Consider the following 17,808-nt stretch of genomic DNA (forward strand, 5'->3'; position numbering starts at 1 on the left):
CGCCTCAGCCGGCCAGCGGCAGCGTGATCTCCAGCGCCACGCCGCCGTCCTCGTTGGCCGCGCGGATGCGCCCGCCCATCTTGGCCAGGTAGGTGCGCGCCACGAACAGGCCCTGGCCGCGGCGGCCGCCGGTGTCCTCGCGCGCGGCGTCGCTGACGCCGTAGTCGAACACCTTGTCGAGCAGGGCCGGATCGATGGCCGGGCCCCGGTTGTGCACGCGCACCAGCGCCTGGCCGTCGGCCGCCGACAGGCGCAGCCCGATCGGCGTGCCGGGCGTGCGGTGCCGGTCGGCGTTGCGCAGCAGGTGGGTGAGCACGTCTTCCAGCGAGAACTCGTCGGCGCGCACCGTCACCGCGCGGCCGAGCGGGCGGTACTCGACGCCGGCGATGCCGGCGAAGGCGGCGTTGCCGGCCACGTGGCGCAGGAACTCGTCGAGGTCGAGCGGCGCCAGCGCCAGGTCGGCGGCGGCCAGCGCCTCGCTCGGCGAGGCCTGTCCGTACAGCACCTGCACCGCGTGCTGCATGCGCTGCACATAGCGGCGCGCCGGGTCGTCTTCGCCCGCGTGCAGCACCATCAGCGACTGCAGCGGCGACAGGATCTCGTGGCCGACCGCCTGCAGCATGTCGCGCTCCTGGCGGGCGCGCAGCTGCTCGCGCTGCACGTCGTCCTTCACGCGCTGCAGCAGGTCGGCCAGCCCGCCGGCCAGGATGCCCAGCTCGTCGCGCCCGCGCAGGTCCGACACGTCGAGCCGGCCGATGCGCTCGCCGCCGTGCGCGTCCTGCTGCACGTCGCGCGACACCGCTGCCGCGCGCCGCGTCAGCACCGTGATGCGCCGGATCAGCCCCAGCTCGATCACCAGCCAGGCCAGCACGATGGCGCCCAGCATGGCGGCCACGTACCAGGACATGCGGGTGGCCACCGCGCTCAGCCCGCGCTCGATGCCGCGCGCGTCGCCGGTGAGCAGCACCTCGTAGCGGCCGGCCGGCGTGGCCAGCACCTCGCGCGCCTCCGAGCGCCCGGTCATGCCCTTGACCGGCAGCTGCCGCACCAGCCGCGTGATCAGCGGTGAGCTCGGCTCGGGCGACTCGTCGCGGCCCTGCAGCACCAGCGGCTGCGGGTTCTTCGCGCCCAGCTTGCGGATGCTGAGCGTCTCGCCGGGCAGCAGCGCCTTGCGCAGGTCCTGCAGCGAGGGCGGCGGCGAGGCGCCCGGTGCCGCGGTGTCGAACAGCGGCCGGTCCGAGCCCGGCCCGAGCACCTGCATGCGCACGTCGATGCGGTCCAGGTCGGGCGGCGGCCAGACCGGCCGGCGATCGCCGAACAGGGCCTCGCTGAAGGCCTCGACCGGCAGCCGGATCGAGAAGAAGGCATCGCGCAGGCAGCCCGGCTGCGGGTCGCCCTCGGCGCAGGCGCCGGCCTGCCACAGCCAGCCGCGGAAATCGCGCACCGGCCGCGCCGCCGACGGCAGGGTCGGCGCGCCACTGTCGACGAAGCCGGTCAGGCGGCCGCGCACCAACGGCGAGCGCGGGCTGCCCAGCTGCTCGAACGGCGCGACCCAGCGCCAGGTTTCGCCGCGCATGGACAGGCTGACGTGGGCGCGGTGCACGGCGCCCAGGTCCAGCATGCCGCGCTCGCGCGGCACCAGCTCGCCGACCCGCAAGCGCCCGACCAGGTAGACGAAGCCGCCGGCGTACGGGTCGCTGCCGATCGCCACGCAGACCGAGCTGCCGTCGGGGTAGCGCACCGAGCAGCCGGCCATCTCCACGGCCTGCTGCGCCTTGTGCTGGTCATCGAAGTCGATCGCCGAATAGGGCAGCAGCAGCGGGTGCAGGGCGCCGGCGCCCTCGCCGCTGGCGCCGGGGTTGAGCAGCGCCAGCAGCCCGGCCGGATGCCGCAGGCGCGCCATCAGTTCGGCCTGGGTGCGCAGGAAGCCGCGCTGGTAGTTGGCGTAGCTGCGCTCCTTCTCGTCCTGCAGGAGCACCAGCGCCAGCGCCAATGTCGCGACCACCAGCAGCAGGAACACGCCGCGCAGCAGGATGCGGCGGGTGAAGGCGGCCAGCCCCAGCCGCGGCTTGTCGCGCGCGGACGGGGCGGGCGCCGGCCGCTTCATGGCCGGCGCGCGGTGGCGGCATCGACCCAGCGGAAGCCCCGCATGGGCACGTTCTCGATGCCCTCGAAGGCGGGATCGACCTCGCGGAAGGCGTCGCGGATGGTGCTGACGTGCTTGCGCACGTTGTCGCGGTTGCGCCCGCTCTTGACCACCTCGAACAGCTCGTCGTAGCCCACCACCTGGCCGCGCCGCTGGTACAGGGTGGCCAGGATGCGCTGGGCCGTCAGCGGCAGGTTGATGCGCTCGCCGCGCCAGGTCGGGGTGCGCTGCCACAGCGGATCGAGCGACAGTTCGGCGGCGGCCGGTTGTGCCGGCGCCGGCTGCTGCGCACGGCGCTCGCGCGCCACCCGCAGGATCTCCAGGAAGGTCTCGACGAAGTCGGCCTCTTCGAAGGTGGTCTTCTGCAGGTAGTCCCAGGCGTCCAGCGCCTTCATGATGCTGCGGTAGATCGCTGCCGGCATGGCCGACACCACCAGCACCGGCGTGCCGCGGCCCTGCTTGTTGATCGCGTTGATCAGGGCGACGCCGGCGTGGCGCTCGCGCCCCAGCTCGATGTCCAGCACCACCACGTCCCAGGCCTGGCGCGCCAGCGCGGCCTCGGCCTCGTCGCGGCTGAAGAACTGCTCGATCTGCGCCGCCGGGTGCGCGGCGCGGATCCAGCCGGCGAGCTGCCCGCTGGTGGGCGGGTCGTCCTCGATGACGGCGATGCGGGCCATGCGGCCGATTATGGGCGGCGGCCCGCGCGGCGCGCGTGAAGGTTTCTTCCGGGCCGTGAAGCAAGCCGCCCGCCGCCCGCCTTGTTCACTCCGGGGCCGCTTCGAAGAATGGCCGCATCGCACCACCACCAAGGAGAAACGCGATGCACGCCACCCCCGTCCCGTTCCGCGCGCGGCGCGCACTCGGCCAGTTGCTGGCCGTGGCCGCCGCCGCGGTGATCGCCGCCTCCACCTGGGCCGCCGGCGTCCAGGAAGAGGGCTACCTGCTCGATGCCGGGCTCTGGCACAGCGAGGTGGCCGGTGCGGCCGCGAGCCATTGGCCGCGCGACGGCTGGTACCGGCTGGCCCTGGGCGACCAGGCGATCGAAGTGCAAGTCGCCGACCCCCAGCTGGCCACCGTTGCGGACGAAGACGAGGACCGCGGCTGGTACGTGCGCATCCCCGGCCTGCGCCTGCAGACCGGCGCGCGTGCGCTGTACCGCATGGCGGCGCCGGTGGCGCAGCCGGCGCTCGACCGCGAGTACCAGCTGATGTTCGGCCGCACGCCCTTCGGCTTCACGGTCGAGGACGGCAACGGGTCGCTGAACTACGCCATCCGCTATGACGGCGCCGAGCACCTGTACCGGCTCGGGCGCCCGGGCGACCCGACCGCGATCCGCTCGATCGTCGACCTGGATGGCGACGGGCGGCCCGACTTCGTCGTCGACGTGGACGACCAGACCTACCTGCTGCTCTCGGGTACCGCGCGGCCGGGCGTCAATCTGCCGAGCGCGCAGCTGTGGGCCGCGGCGCACGACGGCTGCTGACACCCGTTTCTGGAGGAACGCCATGAACGACCGCCTCGAGTCCCTGTGGGCCGCCTTGCGTGCCGCACTCTCGCGCGTCCGGTGGCGCCGTGCCGGCCCCGCCGGCGAAGCCGCGCCTGCTCCCTTCGGCGCCGAGGCCACGCTGGGCCGCTTCGCCCGGCTGCTGCCGGTGCTGCTGGTGCTGGCCGGCGCGGTGGCCGCCGGCTGCTGGCTCGCCTTCCATCCGCCGCTGCAGCCGGTGCCGCGCGGCGAGGTCGGGCTGCGCGTCAACCAGTTCACCGGCCAGGTCACGCAGTGGCGCGACGGGCTGGTGCTGGTCGTGCCCGGCCTGCACCGGATGCGGGTGGTGTCGCTGCGCGACCGCACCTGGCGGCCGGACCAGCTGGCGCTGGCGTCGGGGCCGGCGCCGGTGCAGTCGGTCGAAGGCCTGTCGGTCGGCATCGACCTGACCGTGCGCTACGCGGTCGATCCGGCCGGCGTGGCGCGGCTGCGCGAGTTGCCGACCGACCTGGACGCGGAGATCGTCGAGCCGGCGGTGCAGAACGTGGTCTACAAGGTGTTCGCCCGCTACACGGTGCGCGAGATCTTCGCCACCCAGCGGGCCGAGATCCAGGCCGCGATCGAAGCGGAGCTGGGCCCGCGGCTGGCGGCCGATGCGGTGCTGCTGCGCAGCGTGCTGGTCGGCAAGGTCGACCTGCCGGCCGACTACAAGCGCGGCATGGAGTCGCTGCTGGCCGAGGAACTGGCCACGCAGAAGATGCGCTACACGCTGGAGCTGAAGGACAAGCGGGTCAGGGAGACCGAACTGGAGGCCACGGCCGACAAGGTCCGGCGCGAGGTGCGGGCCGAGGCGGCGGCGCGCGAGCAGGTGATTGCGGCGCGCGCGCAGGAGGAGGCCATGCGGCACGTGCTGCCGTTCAAGGAGCGCCAGATCGAGCAGCGCCGGCTGGAGGCCGAGGCCGAGAAGCAGGCCCGCCTCAAGGTGGCCGAGGGCAGTGCCCAGGCGCGCCGCATCGAGGCCGGCGGCGAGGCCGACGCGCGCCGGCAGTTGGCGGAAGCGGAGGCCTTCCGGCTCGACCGGCTGGGCCAGGCCAGCGCCGAGCAGATGGCGCGCGAAGGCACGCTGCTGTCGCGCCACCCCCTGCTGATCCAGAAGACGCTGGCCGACAAGCTGTCGGACAAGGTGCAGGTGATCATCGCCCCGCCTGGTGCCGCCGGCGGCTTCATCGGCGCCAACCTGCTGGGGGGCGGCTCCGGCGCGGCGCCCGGTCTGCAGCAGGCGGCCGCGCGCGAAGCGCAGGAGGGTGACTGAGATGCCGGCGGGGATGCTGCTCACCGCCGCCGCGGCCGCCGGCCTGGGCACCGCCATCGTCACCGGCGAGGCGGCGGTGCTGCGCGCCGCACCGCGCGAGTCGGCGCAGCAGCAGGCCAGCCTGCGCCGCGGCGAGCTGCTGGAGGTGCGCGGCGAGCGGCTGGACCACCTGCAGGTCTGGGACCACCGGCGCGAGCGCGGCGGCTTCGTGCGCGCCAGCCAGCTGCGGCGGCTGTCCGGTGCGCCGGAGGACGCGCCGGAGCTGCTCGCGGTGCTGCGCTTCGTGCGCGAGACGCCGGGCGACGAGGCGCTGGGCATCGGCCTGGCCGGCGCCTGGCTGCAGGCCGCGCCGGCCGAGGCGGTGCGCGGGGCGGCCGGTGTCGAGGTGCTGGATGCGCTGGGTACGCTGGCCGAGCGGCTGGCGCAGCGCGCCTCGTCCGGTGCACACCTGAGCCGCGGTGCGCAGGCCGGCGTCGCCGCCGACCTGGAGGTCGCACGGCACTACGGCGTGCGCTTCGCCAGCCACGAGCGCGACGGCCGCATGCGCGTGTGCTACGACGGCGAGGCGTTCCGGCGCGTGCTGGTCCTGGGCGCGCAGCCGGCGCAGCAGGCCCACGCCGCACTGGCGCTGACGAATGCCGATTGCCTCGACCCGGACCTGCCGCCGTTGCAGCTGCACCAGGCCAACCAGTGGCGCGCGCAGGTGCTCGATCGGGTCGAGGCGGCGGGCCTGCCCGCGTACTTGAAGAACCGTGTCGCGATGCGTCGCGCCGAGGTCTGGAGCACGCTGGCCTGGGAGCTGGCCCGCCTGAGCCAGCCGCCGCAGGCGGCGGGCCGGCGCGCCTTGGCGGAACTGGGCTCGGTGCAGCCGGCCGAGCTGCCGGAAGCCGATGCGGCGGCGTGGAACGATGCGGTGATGCGGGTCAATGCCTCGCGCTGGGCGGCGGTGGCGCCGCCGGCGGCAGCCACGCCCTCGTCGCGCCCGTCGGTGATCGCCGTTGCCGGCCAGCCGGGGGAGACCTGCGTGCTGCTGGTCGATGCGCGCCACGATGCGGCGAACCCGCTGGCGCGCCGCTGCACCTGGGGCGTGGCCTGGCCCTCATCGGCCTCGCTCAACCGCGAAGGCAACGCGCTGGCGCTGGCGGTGCAGCCGCTGGCGGGCTGGCGCGAGCTGTGGCTGTTCCGCCGCTCGCGGGCCGGCTGGGCGGTCGATGTGCTGCCGCCCCATGCGGTGTCGCCGGCGCTGGGCTACGCCGAGTTCGCCGGCTGGGTGCCGGGCGGACAGCAGGTGCTGGTGGCGCGCGAGGCGCGCGGCGATGGCCAGTACCGGCGCCGCTACGAGGTGCTGTCGCTCGACAGCCTGGCGGTGCAGCGGCAATCGACGGATGCGGCTGGGCTGGGTCCGTTCCAGCGCTGGGCCGACCCGGCCTGGAAGCGGCTGACGGTCAGCCTGCGCTGAGCCGGGCACCGACAAGCCGATACGGCCGCGTTTTCAGTCGTCGGCTTCCGGCTCGCGATCGGCGTCGAGGTCGGTGAACTCCTGGCTGTCGGGATCGGCTTCCGGGAAGCCGTTGCCGGAACCGGGGCCGCTGTCCACGTCCTCGCCGAGCGTCTCGTCCTGGTCGCCGGCGCCCATGCGCACCACGCGGTCGGGCGCGATGTCGGCGCCTTCCTCGAAATCGCCGCCGAAGACGCCGGCGCGCTCGCCGGTGCCGGGGCCGTCGGAGTCGGCATGGACCTCGGGCGTGCCGATCGCGTCGCTGCCGCTGTCGGAGTTGTCGCTCGGGCCGAGGGCGTCGCTGCCGCGCCCGGCGGGCTGGGCGGGCGCCGGGTCGGCGCCCAGGATGCTGCTGTAGGCCATGGGGTTCTCCTGTGGTCCGGAACCAGTTTGGCGGCGCCGTTGCTGCTGTCGCGTAGTCGGCAGGGCGCGCCCGCTGTCGGACGCGGCGCATAATCGTTTGCACTCCCGTCCGCAGCCTCCAGCCCGGGGCACCGAGCATGCAAGTTGCGCAGCCCGACCCAGCGGAGGAGCCGTCCGCCGGCCCTCCATCCCACCGTCCCGCCGAGCGCACAGGAGGGCCGCTGGCCGGTGCCGGGCACATCCCCGGCCAGCGCGCCGCACTGGCCGAGCTGCACCTGAAGCTGCTGGACCGGCTCGGCCCGCCGTCGGCCCTGGTCGACGCCGACCACGAGGTTTTGCACCTGTCGCCGCAAGCCGGCCGTTTCCTGCAACTGCGCGGCGGGGAGCCGTCGCGACGGTTGCTGGCGCTGGTCGATCCGGCCTTGCGCCCGAGCCTGGCGGCGGCCCTGCAGCAAGCCGGGCGGTCGGCCGCCGAAGTGCGATCGGCGCCGGTCGAGCTAGGCAGCGGCGGCGAGCGCCTGTCACTGGCGGTGCGGGTGGTGCCGGCGGCCGACCTGGGCCCCGGCCTGCTGCTGGTGCTGTTCGAGACGGGCCCCCCCGCCGCAGCGCCGGCGGCCGATGCGTGCCTGGCCGAGCTGGAGCACGCCACCCGCGGCCTGCTCGAGCTGCTGGAGGCCACCGGCATTCCCACCGTGTTCCTCGATCCCGGGCTGGGCGTGCGGCGCTACACGCGCGCCGCGACCCAGCTGTTCAGCCTGCTGCCGGCCGACGCCGGGCGCCGGCTGACCGACCTGGCCACGCCGCTGGCGTACCCGGAGCTGGCCGCCGATCTCGAACGCGTGCTGCAGGAGCTGCAGCCGGTCGAGCGCGAAGTCGGCGACCGCGCCGGGCGCCGCTTCCTGGCGCGGCTGCTGCCCTACCGCGCCACCGGCGACGACCTGGCCGGGGTGGTGCTGTCGTTCACCGATGTCACCGAGCGCAAGCAGGCCGACGAGACACGGCGCTGGCTGTCCACGGTGGTCAATGCCTCGACCGACGCCATCATCAGCTTCTCGACCGACTTCACCATCCTGAGCTGGAACGCCGGCGCCGAGCGCATCTATGGCTACCCGGCGGCGGAGGTGATCGGCCGGCCCCTGTTCCTGCTGGCGCCGGGCCGCGAGGCCGACTACCACGAGAACATGCGGCAGCTGCGCCGGGGCGAGGCGATCCAGTACGAGGCGGTGCGGCGGCGCAAGGACGGCGGCGAGGCGCAGATCTCGGTGCGGGTGTCGCCGATCCGCGGCGCCGACGGCCAGGTGGTCGGCGGCACCGCGATCGCGCGCGACATCAGCGATGCCATGCGCGCGCGGCAGGCGTTGCAGGAGCGCGAGGCCGAGCTGCGCCAGGCGCTGGAGGAGACCCAGCAGGCGCGCAGCGCGCTGGAGACGGCCGACGCCAACAAGGACCGCTTCCTGGCCGTGCTCTCGCACGAACTGCGCAACCCGCTGGCCTCGATCGCCAGCGCCTCCGAGCTGCTGCTGATGCCGCGCCTGCCCGAGTCGGCCCGGCACAAGGCGGCCGAGGTGGTGCAGCGCCAGGCGCACGCCATGAAGGCGCTGCTGGACGAGCTGCTCGATGTCTCGCGGCTGACGCTGGGGCGGCTGAGCCTGGAGCGGCAGCCGGTGGCGGTGGCCTCGGTGATCCAGACCGCGCTGGAGGCCACCCGGCCGCTGGTGCAGGCCGCCTCCCACGAGTTGCTGGTGCGGCTGCCGCCGCCGGCGGTGCAAGTCGATGGCGACCCGATGCGGCTGGCCCAGGTGGTGTCCAACCTGGTCACCAATGCCGCCAAGTACACGCCCGAGAGCGGCCGCATCGAGGTGTCGGCCACGGTCTTCCACGACGAGGTGGTGATCGAGGTGTCGGACAACGGCATCGGCATGGAGCCTTCGCAGATCGAGCGCATGTTCGACCTGTTCTCGCAGGGCGAAGGTGCGCTGGACCGCTCCAATGCCGGGCTGGGGGTCGGCCTGGCCCTGGCCCGCAACATCGTCGAGCTGCACGGCGGCTGGATCATGGCCAGCTCGGCCGGGCTGGGGCAGGGCTGCCAGGTGCGCGTCGGGCTGCCGCTGCTGCCCGAATCGGCGCGCGGCGCCGTTGCCGGCGAACCGCCGCCGCAGCAGGCGCCCGAGCCGGCCGTTGCCGCCGAGGGCGAGCTGATCCTGGTGGCCGACGACAACGGCGACGCGGCGTGGGGGCTGGCCAAGCTGCTGGAGCTGTCGGGCTATCGCGCCGTGCTGGCGCGCAGCGGCGGCGAGGCGCTGCAGGTGGCCGAGCAGGAGCGGCCGGCGATCGCGCTGCTGGACATCGGCATGCCCGACCTCAGCGGCCACGAGGTCGCCCGGCGGCTGCGCCGGTCGCCCTGGGGGCGCGACATGATCCTGATCGCGGCCACCGGCTGGGCGCAGGAGACCGATATCCGGCATTCGATGGAAGCCGGCTTCGATGCCCACCTGACCAAGCCGCTCAACGTGGCGCGCATCGACGGGCTGATCGAGGAACTGGCGGCGCGGCGCAAGAGCTGAGCCGCGCCGGCCGCCACGGCGGCCTAGCAGGCGGCGACGTAGTGGCCATCCGGTCCGCCCGCCACCGCGAAGTCGATCGGCGCGGCACCGGCTTGCGGGGCCGTGCGGGGGCCGCCCATCCGGATCCGAGCACCTGCCAGCGCGCTTCCAGCGGAACCAGCACCGGCCCCAGGGGCTGCGCCCACACGCCGGAGGCACCAGCGCCGGGACGGCGGGGGCGCTCCAGGCGATGACCCAGTCCCCGTTCGACAGGCCGGCGAGCGCGAACGAGCGGACCGGCGGCGCAATCGTCGTGACCCCGCAGTCCGTGCGCGTCTCCCGGAGTGAATGGCGGATGCTGGCGTCGCGCCCCGGCCGGAAGCGAGCCGGTCTCGCATCATTGGTGGCGACAGGTTGCGGATGCGGGATGCGGGATGCGGGATGCGGGATGCGGGACGCGGCTTGTTTCGATCCGCCATCGATTGGCGCAATGGGTTTGCAGGTCCCGGCCACATCGGAGCGGGCATCGAGCCGTGCCAAGGGCGGCAGCAGCCGGCGCCTGGGATGTGCAGCGCCGCGGCGTGGCCCTGCTGCCTGGCCGCCGGTCCGCGCTGCGGCTAGCATCGCCGGATGACCTACCTGCTTGCGCTCGACCAGGGCACCTCCAGCTCCCGCAGCATCGTCTTCGACGCCGCCGGCGCCATCGTCGCCATGGCCCAGCGCGAGCTGCCGCAGATCTACCCGCAGCCCGGCTGGGTGGAGCACGACCCGATGGCGATCTGGCACGGCCAGCTGGCCACCGCGCAGGAGGCGCTGGCCCAGGCGGGGATCGCGGCCAAGGACGTGGCGGCGCTGGGCATCACCAACCAGCGCGAGACGGCGGTTGTGTGGAACCGCCGGACCGGCCAGCCGATCCACCACGCCATCGTCTGGCAGGACCGGCGCGGCGAGCCGCTGTGCGCCCAGCTGCGCGAGCAGGGCCATGCCGAGCGCATCCAGCAGCGCACCGGGCTGCTGATCGACTCGTACTTCTCCGGCACCAAGATCCGCTGGCTGCTGAACCACGTGCCCGGCGCCCGCGCCCTGGCCGACCAGGGCGAGCTGGCCTTCGGCACCATCGACAGCTGGCTGCTGTGGCAGCTCACCGGCGGCGCCCTGCACGCCACCGACGTGACCAACGCCTCGCGCACGATGCTGTTCGACGTGCACCGCAACCGCTGGGACGAGGAGCTGCTGGAGCTGCTGCAGGTGCCGGCCTCGCTGATGCCGCAGGTGCTGCCGTCCAGCGCCGACTACGGCCGCACGGTGGAGGCGCTGCTGGGCGCGCCGGTGCGCATCGGCGGCGTCGCCGGCGACCAGCAGAGCGCCCTGTTCGGCCAGGCCTGCTTCTCCGAGGGTTTGGCCAAGAACACCTACGGCACCGGCTGCTTCCTGCTGATGCACACCGGCGGGCGCTTCCAGCGCTCGGCCAACGGCCTGCTGACCACCAGCGCCGCGCAAACCTCGGCCCGGCCGCAGTACGCGATGGAGGGCAGCGTCTTCGTCGGCGGCGCCGTGGTGCAGTGGCTGCGCGACGGCCTCAGGGCGATCGAGAGCAGCGCCCAGGTGCAGGCGCTGGCCGAGAGCGTGCCCGATGCCGGCGGCGTGATGCTGGTGCCGGCCTTCACCGGCCTGGGCGCGCCCTACTGGAAGCCCGACGCGCGCGGCACCCTCACCGGCCTGACGCGCGGCACCACGCTGGCCCACATCGCCCGCGCCGCGCTGGAGAGCATCGCCTACCAGAGCGCGGCGCTGCTGCAGGCGATGGCGCGCGATGCGCAGGCGGCGGGGGCGGCGCCGGTGGCCGAGCTGCGGGTCGACGGCGGCGCCTGCGTCAACGACCTGCTGATGCAGTTCCAGGCCGACCTGCTGGGCATCCCGGTGGTGCGGCCGGCGGTCACCGAGACCACTGCCCTGGGGGCTGCCTACCTGGCCGGCCTGTCGGCCGGCGTGTACGCCGGCACCGACGAACTGCAGGCGCAGTGGCGCGTGGAGCGCCGCTTCACGCCGGTGCTGCCGCGCGAGCGCGCGCTCGAGGCCATGGCGCGCTGGGAGCACGCGGTGCGCCAGGCCACGCTGGCCTGAGCGGCCGGCGGCCGCCACAATCGGCGCCTGTCACACACGAGGAGAGCAACCCATGAAGAAACTGCCGCTGGCCTTCGCCTTCGCACTGACGGCCGCCGGGGCGCTGGCGCCCGCCGCCGCCCAGTCCACCCTCAAGCCGGGCCTGTGGGAGATCGAGCAGCGCTTCCAGGGCAACCCCGAGCTCGACGAAGCCATGAAGGAGATGCGCGAGCAGATGGCCTCGATGCCGCCCGAGCAGCGCAAGCAGATGGAAGCCATGATGGCGCGCCAGGGCGTGCAGATGAGCGGCAAGGGCGTGCGCATGTGCATGACCCGCGAGATGGTCGAGCGCAACGACGTGGCGGGCCCGCAGGGCGACTGCCGCACCACGCAGCAGCAGCGCAGCGGCAACACCACGAAGGTGGTGTTCACCTGCACCAACCCGCCCTCGCGCGGCGAAAGCCAGATCACGATGAAGGGCAACGAGGCCTACACCGCCAGGACCACCATCACCAGCACGGAGCGCGGCAAGACCGAGACCACGAACATGGAATCGTCCGGCAAGTGGCTGTCGGCCGACTGCGGCAACGTCAAGCCGGTGGTGGCCCCCAAAGGCAAGTGACCCGCAAGCGCGCAGCGCGACGCGGGTCATCCCCGCGTCTGCGCAGCGCGGCGCCAGTCAACCCCGCGAAAGCGGGGCTCCCAGAATGCGCGCGGATGCCCGGGTCATCCCGCGCGCGGCCGCCCGCCGAAGATGGCGGTGCCCACCCGCACCATCGTGCTGCCGGCGGCAATGGCCGCTTCCAGGTCGGCGCTCATGCCCATCGACAGCGTGTCCAGCGCCAGGCCCTCGGCCTGCAGCTGGCGCAGCAGCGCCGCGGCGCGCGCATGGACCTCGCGCTGCGCCTCGAAGTCCGGCGCCGGTTCGGGAATCGTCATCAGCCCGCGCAGCCGCAAGGCCGGCAAGCGCGCCACTTCGCGCGCCAGGCCGGCCACCTCGTTTGGGGGCACGCCCGACTTGGCGGCGCCGCCGTCGATGTTGACCTGGATGCACACCGACAGCGGCGGCTTGCCCTCGGGCCGCTGGTCCGACAGGCGCTGGGCGATCTTCAGGCGATCCACCGTGTGGGCCCAGTCGAAGTGCTGCGCAACCAGCCGCGTCTTGTTGCTCTGGATCGGACCGATGCAGTGCCACTGCAGCGGCAGGTCGGCCAGCAGCGCCATCTTCTCCACGGCCTCCTGGATGTAGTTCTCGCCGAAGGCCAGCTGGCCGCCGGCGTGGGCTTCGCGCACGGCATCGGGACCAAAGGTCTTGGACACCGCCAGCAGCGTGACATCGTTCACTGGTCGCTGCGCCGCGGCGCACGCGGCGGCGATGCGCGCCCGGACGGCCTGGAGGTTGTTACGAATCGTCGTCATAATCAACCGGCGCTTTTTATTCGAAGACAAGACGTCAAGAGGGACCCGGTGGATATTACCCAGCTGCTGGCATTCAGCGTGAAGAACAAGGCTTCGGACCTGCACCTGTCGGCCGGCCTGCCACCCATGATCCGCGTGCACGGCGACGTGCGCCGCATCAACGTCGACGCGCTGGACCACAAGCAGGTGCACGCCATGGTGTACGACATCATGAACGACACCCAGCGCAAGCAGTACGAGGAATTCCTCGAGTGCGACTTCTCGTTCGAGATCGAGGGGCTGGCGCGCTTCCGGGTCAACGCCTTCAACCAGAACCGCGGCGCCGCCGCCGTGTTCCGGACCATCCCGTCCAAGATCCTGACGCTGGAGCAGCTGAACGCGCCCAAGATCTTCGGCGACCTGGCGCTCAAGCCGCGCGGGCTGGTGCTGGTCACCGGCCCCACCGGCTCGGGCAAGTCGACCACGCTGGCGGCGATGGTCAACTACCTGAACGAGACCGAGTACGGACACATCCTGACGGTGGAAGACCCGATCGAGTTCGTGCACGAATCCAAGAAGTGCCTGATCAACCAGCGCGAGGTCGGGCCGATGACGCTGTCGTTCGCCGCGGCGCTGAAGTCGGCGCTGCGCGAGGACCCGGACGCCATCCTGGTGGGCGAAATGCGCGACCTCGAGACGATCCGGCTGGCCATGACGGCGGCCGAGACCGGCCACCTGGTGTTCGGCACCCTGCACACCTCGAGTGCCGCCAAGACCATCGACCGGGTCATCGACGTGTTCCCGGCCGAAGAGAAGGAAATGGTGCGCGCCATGCTGTCGGAGTCGCTGCAGGCGGTGATCTCGCAGACCCTGTGCAAGACCAAGGACGGCTCGGGCCGGGTGGCGGCGCACGAGATCATGCTGGGCACCTCGGCCATCCGCAACCTGATCCGCGAGGCCAAGGTCGCGCAGATGTACTCGGCCATCCAGACCGGCAACAGCTTCGGCATGCAGACGCTGGACCAGAACCTGTCGGACCTGGTCAAGCGCAACGTGATCTCGCCGGCCGAAGCGCGGTCGAAGGCGAAGATTCCCGAGAATTTCCCCGGCTAGCCACTCGCAGCCCTGCCCCGAGAGCGACGAAGGAGCGCGCAGACCATGGAACGCGACCAGGCCAGCAAATTCATCAACGACCTGCTCAAGCTGATGATCAGCCGCAACGGCAGCGACCTGTTCATCACCGGCGACTTCCCGCCCGCCATCAAGGTGGACGGCAAGGTCACCAAGGTGTCGCCGCAGCCGCTGACCGGCCAGCACACGCTGGCGCTGGCGCGCTCGATCATGAACGACAAGCAGGCGTCGGAGTTCGAGCGCACCAAGGAGTGCAACTTCGCCATCTCGCCGCCGGGCATCGGGCGCTTCCGGGTCAACGCCTTCGTGCAGCAGGGCAAGGTCGGCATGGTGCTGCGGGTGATTCCGCAGAGCCTGCCGACCATCGACAAGCTGGGCGTGCCGCAGGTGCTCAAGGAAGTGACGATGGCCAAGCGCGGCCTGTGCATCCTGGTGGGCGCCACCGGCTCGGGCAAGTCGACCACGCTGGCGGCGATGATCGACTGGCGCAACGAGAACTCCTGGGGCCACATCATCACCATCGAGGACCCGGTGGAATTCGTGCACCCGCACAAGAACTGCGTGGTCACGCAGCGCGAGGTCGGGCTGGACACCGACAGCTGGGAAGCGGCGCTGAAGAACACGCTGCGCCAGGCACCGGACGTCATCCTGATGGGCGAGATCCGCGACCGCGAGACGATGGAGCATGCCATCGCCTTCGCCGAGACCGGCCACCTGTGCATGGCCACACTGCACGCCAACAGCGCCAACCAGGCGCTCGACCGGGTGATCAACTTCTTCCCCGAGGAGCGCCGCGCCCAGCTGCTGATGGACCTGTCGCTCAACCTCAAGGCCATGGTGTCGCAGCGGCTGGTGCCCAAGCAGGACGGCAAGGGCCGGCACGCGGCGGTGGAGATCATGCTCAACACGCCGCTGATCTCCGACCTGATCTTCAAGGGCGAGGTCTCCGAGATCAAGGAGATCATGAAGAAGAGCCGCAACCTGGGCATGCAGACCTTCGACCAGGCCCTGTTCGACGCCTACGAGAACAACATCATTTCGTACGAGGACGCGCTGCGCAACGCCGACTCGGTCAACGACCTGCGGCTGCAGATCAAGCTCAACTCGCAGCGCGCCAAGACCCAGGACCTGTCCTCGGGCACGGAACACCTGGCGATTGTTTAACTTCTGAATCGCTGCGCGATTCAGAAGTTGTTCCTCAGTCAGTTGACCGAAGCCCGGCGAAGCCGGTTCTTCGGTCAAAGGGTGTTCGCGCTGCATGCTATTCCGCGCGAACGGTACGCGCCTGCGGCGCAATGCGATAGCGCCCACACCGCCGGGCATCGGCCAGGCGGAGGCATCGCACGGGGCTGGTCTTTCCTAGAATTGGTCGCTTTCACACGAAGGAGACACCATGCCCAGCACCAACCCCCGCCCCTATGAACCGACGCCCGCGCGCAAGGTGGCCTTCCTGGGCCTGGGCGTGATGGGTTTTCCGATGGCCGGGCACCTGGCGCTGGCCGGCCACGACGTGACGGTCTACAACCGCACGCCGGCCAAGGCGCAGGCCTGGACCGGCGAGTTCAAGGGCCGCGCCGCCGCCACCCCGCGCGAGGCGGCGGCCGGCCGCGACATCGTGTTCAGCTGCGTCGGCAACGACGACGACCTGCGCTCGGTGGTGCTGGGCGATGACGGCGCACTGGCCGGCATGAAGCCGGGTGCGGTGTTCGTGGACCACACCACCGCCTCGGCCAACGTGGCGCGCGAGCTGTCCGCCGCCGCCGCGGCGAAGGGGTTGCACTTCATCGACGCCCCGGTCTCGGGCGGCCAGGCCGGGGCCCAGAACGGGATGCTGACGGTGATGTGCGGCGGCGATGCCCCGGCCTTCGACGCCGTCAAGCCGGTCGGCATGGCGTTCGCGCGCGCCTTCACCCTGCTGGGCGGCAGCGGCGCCGGCCAGCTCGCCAAGATGGTCAACCAGATCTGCATCGCCGGGCTGGTGCAGGGCCTGTCCGAGGCGATCGCCTTCGGCCAGCGCGCCGGGCTGGACATGGAGCAGGTGCTGCAGGTGATCGGCAAGGGCGCCGCTCAGAGCTGGCAGATGGACAACCGCGGCAAGACCATGATCGCCGGCCAGTTCGACTTCGGCTTCGCGGTGGACTGGATGCGCAAGGACCTCGGGCTGTGCCTGGACGAGGCCCAGCGCAACGGCGCCCGGCTGCCGGTCACCGCGCTGGTGGACCAGTTCTATGCCGACGTGCAGGCGATGGGCGGCAACCGCTGGGATACGTCGTCGCTGATCACGCGATTGAAGTAGGCCCACCCCCCCAGCGGCCTGCGGCCGCTCCCCTTGAGGGGACCAGCGGCCCGGGAAGCCGGTTCCGCGGTGGCGCTGGGCTTCCCCCCCGCGTGGCTGCGCCGGCTCGGGTCCGCGCCTGCCGCGCGGAGAAGACGGGGAGGTCCTCAGTTTGCCGAGCTGGACGCCGCTGTCGGCCGCGGCGCGATGCGCTGCAGTTCTTCTTCCGAGATGATGTCGAACAGCCGCACCACGCGCTGCACGCCGCCGACCGTGCGGGCGATCTGGCTGGCGCGGTCGGCCTCGCGCTGGGTGACCCGGCCCATCATGTAGACGGTGCCGCGCTCGGTGATCACGCGGAAGGCGTTGACCGACAGGTCGCGGGCATCGACCAGCGAGGCCTTGACCTTGCCGGTGACCAGGGTGTCGGACGAGCGCTGGCTCAGGCTGGAATTGCCCATCACCCCCAGCTCGTTGTAGATGCCCTTGACGTTCTCCACGCGCGAGACGATCTGGGCGACCTGCTGCTTGTCGGCCTCGCTGGGCACCTCGCCGGTCAGCAGCACCTGGCGGTTGTAGCTGCTGACGTTGACGTGGGCGCGCTCGCCCAGGGCGTCGCGGATGCGGGAGGCGGCACGCAGCTCGATCCCCTCGTCCTCCAGCTGCGCGCCGGACGTGCGCCGGTCCAGGGCCACCAGCGTGCCGACCGCGGCGCCGCCCAGCACCAGCGGCGTGCAGGCGGACAGGGTGGCCGCGAAGGCGGCGGTGGCGAGGGCGGCGGCGGCAAAGCGAAGCAAGGGGTGGGTCATGCGGGGGGTTCCTGTTCTCCGAGCAATTGGGAATCGACGCCGTCGCAGATGCAGTGCAGGGCGAGGATGTGGACTTCCTGGATGCGGGCGGTGCGCTCGTGCGGCACGCAGATGTGCACATCGGTCTCGTGCAGCAGCGTGCCGATGCGCCCGCCGCCGCGGCCGGTGAGCGCCACCACGCTCATCTCGCGCTCGTGCGCGGCTTCGATGGCGGTGATCACGTTGGCCGAGTTGCCGCTGGTGGACAGCGCCAGCAGCACGTCGCCCGGCTGGCCGAGCGCGCGCACCTGCCGGGCGAACACCTGCTGGTAGTCGTAGTCGTTGGCGATGGCCGTCAGGATCGAGCTGTCGGTGGTCAGCGCGATCGCGCCCAGCTCCGGGCGCTCGCGCTCGAAGCGGCCGACGAATTCGGCGGAAAAGTGCTGGGCGTCGGCGGCCGAGCCGCCATTGCCGCAGGCCAGCACCTTGCCGCCGCTGGTGACGCAGGCCAGCACCGCCTGCACGGCGGCGGCGATGGGCTTGCTCAGCGCCTGCGCGGACTGGTACTTCAGGTCCGCGCTGTCGATGAAATGCTGCTGGATCCGCTGTTCGAGCATGGCCGGGGATGATACCGAAGGCCCTGTCCGGCCCCGCCGCACGCCCCCGTGGCGCCGGGCCGACGCGCCCGCGTGCCTTTCGCGCGCGGCGTAACCCGGCTAGGCAATCGGCCTAAAGCATGGCGTCGTTGGCCTACTAGAGTCATTGATG

The 17,808-nt window shown here is 72.3% G+C and carries 15 protein-coding genes; 9 read left to right on the plus strand and 6 right to left on the minus strand.

Annotated elements, in window-relative coordinates; translation table 11 throughout:
* Positions 1-4 precede the first annotated feature (4 nt).
* Both PE066_RS12920 and PE066_RS12925 read right to left on the minus strand, forming a co-directional pair.
* Entirely contained in the window at positions 5-2,107 is a 2,103-nt protein-coding gene (locus PE066_RS12920) for a sensor histidine kinase (protein ID WP_271232945.1), read from the minus strand.
* A complete protein-coding gene (locus PE066_RS12925) occupies positions 2,104-2,823 on the minus strand; it encodes a response regulator transcription factor (protein WP_271232946.1) in 720 nt (239 codons plus the stop codon). Before PE066_RS12925 ends, PE066_RS12920 begins: the two co-directional genes overlap by 4 nt.
* A 143-nt stretch (positions 2,824-2,966) precedes the next feature.
* Between PE066_RS12925 and PE066_RS12930 the strand changes: the two genes are divergently transcribed.
* The 3 genes from PE066_RS12930 to PE066_RS12940 are packed head-to-tail and all read left to right on the plus strand — an operon-like array spanning position 2,967 to position 6,400.
* A complete protein-coding gene (locus PE066_RS12930; RefSeq protein ID WP_271232947.1) occupies positions 2,967-3,629 on the plus strand; it encodes a hypothetical protein in 663 nt (220 codons plus the stop codon).
* Between the two features lie 22 nt (positions 3,630-3,651).
* Positions 3,652-4,941 (plus strand): SPFH domain-containing protein, encoded by a 1,290-nt coding sequence (locus PE066_RS12935; RefSeq protein ID WP_271232948.1) that lies wholly within the window; start codon positions 3,652-3,654, stop codon positions 4,939-4,941.
* A 1-nt stretch (position 4,942) separates the two neighbouring features.
* A complete protein-coding gene (locus PE066_RS12940) occupies positions 4,943-6,400 on the plus strand; it encodes a hypothetical protein (RefSeq protein ID WP_271232949.1) in 1,458 nt (485 codons plus the stop codon).
* A gap of 33 nt (positions 6,401-6,433) precedes the next feature.
* On the opposite strand, the gene PE066_RS12945 is transcribed toward PE066_RS12940, so the two are convergent.
* Positions 6,434-6,802, minus strand: a complete 369-nt coding sequence (locus PE066_RS12945; RefSeq protein WP_271232950.1) for a hypothetical protein — start codon at positions 6,800-6,802, stop codon at positions 6,434-6,436.
* 137 nt (positions 6,803-6,939) lie between these two features.
* Between PE066_RS12945 and PE066_RS12950 the strand changes: the two genes are divergently transcribed.
* From PE066_RS12950 to PE066_RS12960, 3 genes are all read left to right on the plus strand, one after another.
* Positions 6,940-9,366 carry a hybrid sensor histidine kinase/response regulator gene (locus tag PE066_RS12950; RefSeq protein WP_271232951.1) on the plus strand — a complete coding sequence of 809 codons (2,427 nt, stop codon included), beginning with the start codon at positions 6,940-6,942 and terminating at the stop codon, positions 9,364-9,366.
* Positions 9,367-9,975: 609 nt separating this feature from the next.
* The gene (gene glpK, locus PE066_RS12955) at positions 9,976-11,469 is read left to right on the plus strand and encodes a glycerol kinase GlpK (protein ID WP_271232952.1); all 1,494 of its coding nucleotides are present in this window, start codon (positions 9,976-9,978) and stop codon (positions 11,467-11,469) included.
* 52 nt (positions 11,470-11,521) lie between these two features.
* Complete coding sequence (locus PE066_RS12960; RefSeq protein ID WP_271232953.1) at positions 11,522-12,070, plus strand: DUF3617 domain-containing protein; 549 nt, start codon at positions 11,522-11,524, stop codon at positions 12,068-12,070.
* A 104-nt stretch (positions 12,071-12,174) separates the two neighbouring features.
* Here the strand turns inward: PE066_RS12960 and PE066_RS12965 are convergent, their stop codons facing one another.
* Positions 12,175-12,867: a YggS family pyridoxal phosphate-dependent enzyme gene (locus PE066_RS12965; RefSeq protein WP_271232954.1), complete on the minus strand. Its 693-nt coding sequence runs from the start codon at positions 12,865-12,867 to the stop codon at positions 12,175-12,177.
* 48 nt (positions 12,868-12,915) lie between these two features.
* Between PE066_RS12965 and PE066_RS12970 the strand changes: the two genes are divergently transcribed.
* The 3 genes from PE066_RS12970 to PE066_RS12980 all read left to right on the plus strand — a co-directional run bounded on the left by PE066_RS12970 (position 12,916) and on the right by PE066_RS12980 (position 16,273).
* The gene (locus tag PE066_RS12970) at positions 12,916-13,959 is read left to right on the plus strand and encodes a type IV pilus twitching motility protein PilT (RefSeq protein ID WP_271232955.1); all 1,044 of its coding nucleotides are present in this window, start codon (positions 12,916-12,918) and stop codon (positions 13,957-13,959) included.
* 45 nt (positions 13,960-14,004) lie between these two features.
* Positions 14,005-15,141, plus strand: coding sequence for a PilT/PilU family type 4a pilus ATPase (locus tag PE066_RS12975; protein ID WP_271232956.1), 1,137 nt, complete (start codon positions 14,005-14,007; stop codon positions 15,139-15,141).
* Between the two features lie 229 nt (positions 15,142-15,370).
* On the plus strand, positions 15,371-16,273 hold the full coding sequence (locus PE066_RS12980; protein ID WP_271232957.1) for an NAD(P)-dependent oxidoreductase: 903 nt from the start codon (positions 15,371-15,373) through the stop codon (positions 16,271-16,273).
* A 146-nt stretch (positions 16,274-16,419) separates the two neighbouring features.
* Here PE066_RS12980 and PE066_RS12985 read toward each other — a convergent pair whose 3' ends face one another.
* Both PE066_RS12985 and PE066_RS12990 read right to left on the minus strand, forming a co-directional pair.
* Positions 16,420-17,061, minus strand: a complete 642-nt coding sequence (locus PE066_RS12985) for a BON domain-containing protein (protein ID WP_271232958.1) — start codon at positions 17,059-17,061, stop codon at positions 16,420-16,422.
* Complete coding sequence (locus tag PE066_RS12990) at positions 17,058-17,657, minus strand: phosphoheptose isomerase (RefSeq protein WP_271232959.1); 600 nt, start codon at positions 17,655-17,657, stop codon at positions 17,058-17,060. The genes PE066_RS12985 and PE066_RS12990 overlap by 4 nt, the downstream gene beginning before the upstream one ends.
* Positions 17,658-17,808: the final 151 nt, after the last annotated feature.

The sequence above is a fragment of the Ramlibacter tataouinensis genome (assembly GCF_027941915.1).
In the GTDB taxonomy this organism is placed as follows: domain Bacteria; phylum Pseudomonadota; class Gammaproteobacteria; order Burkholderiales; family Burkholderiaceae_C; genus Ramlibacter; species Ramlibacter tataouinensis_C.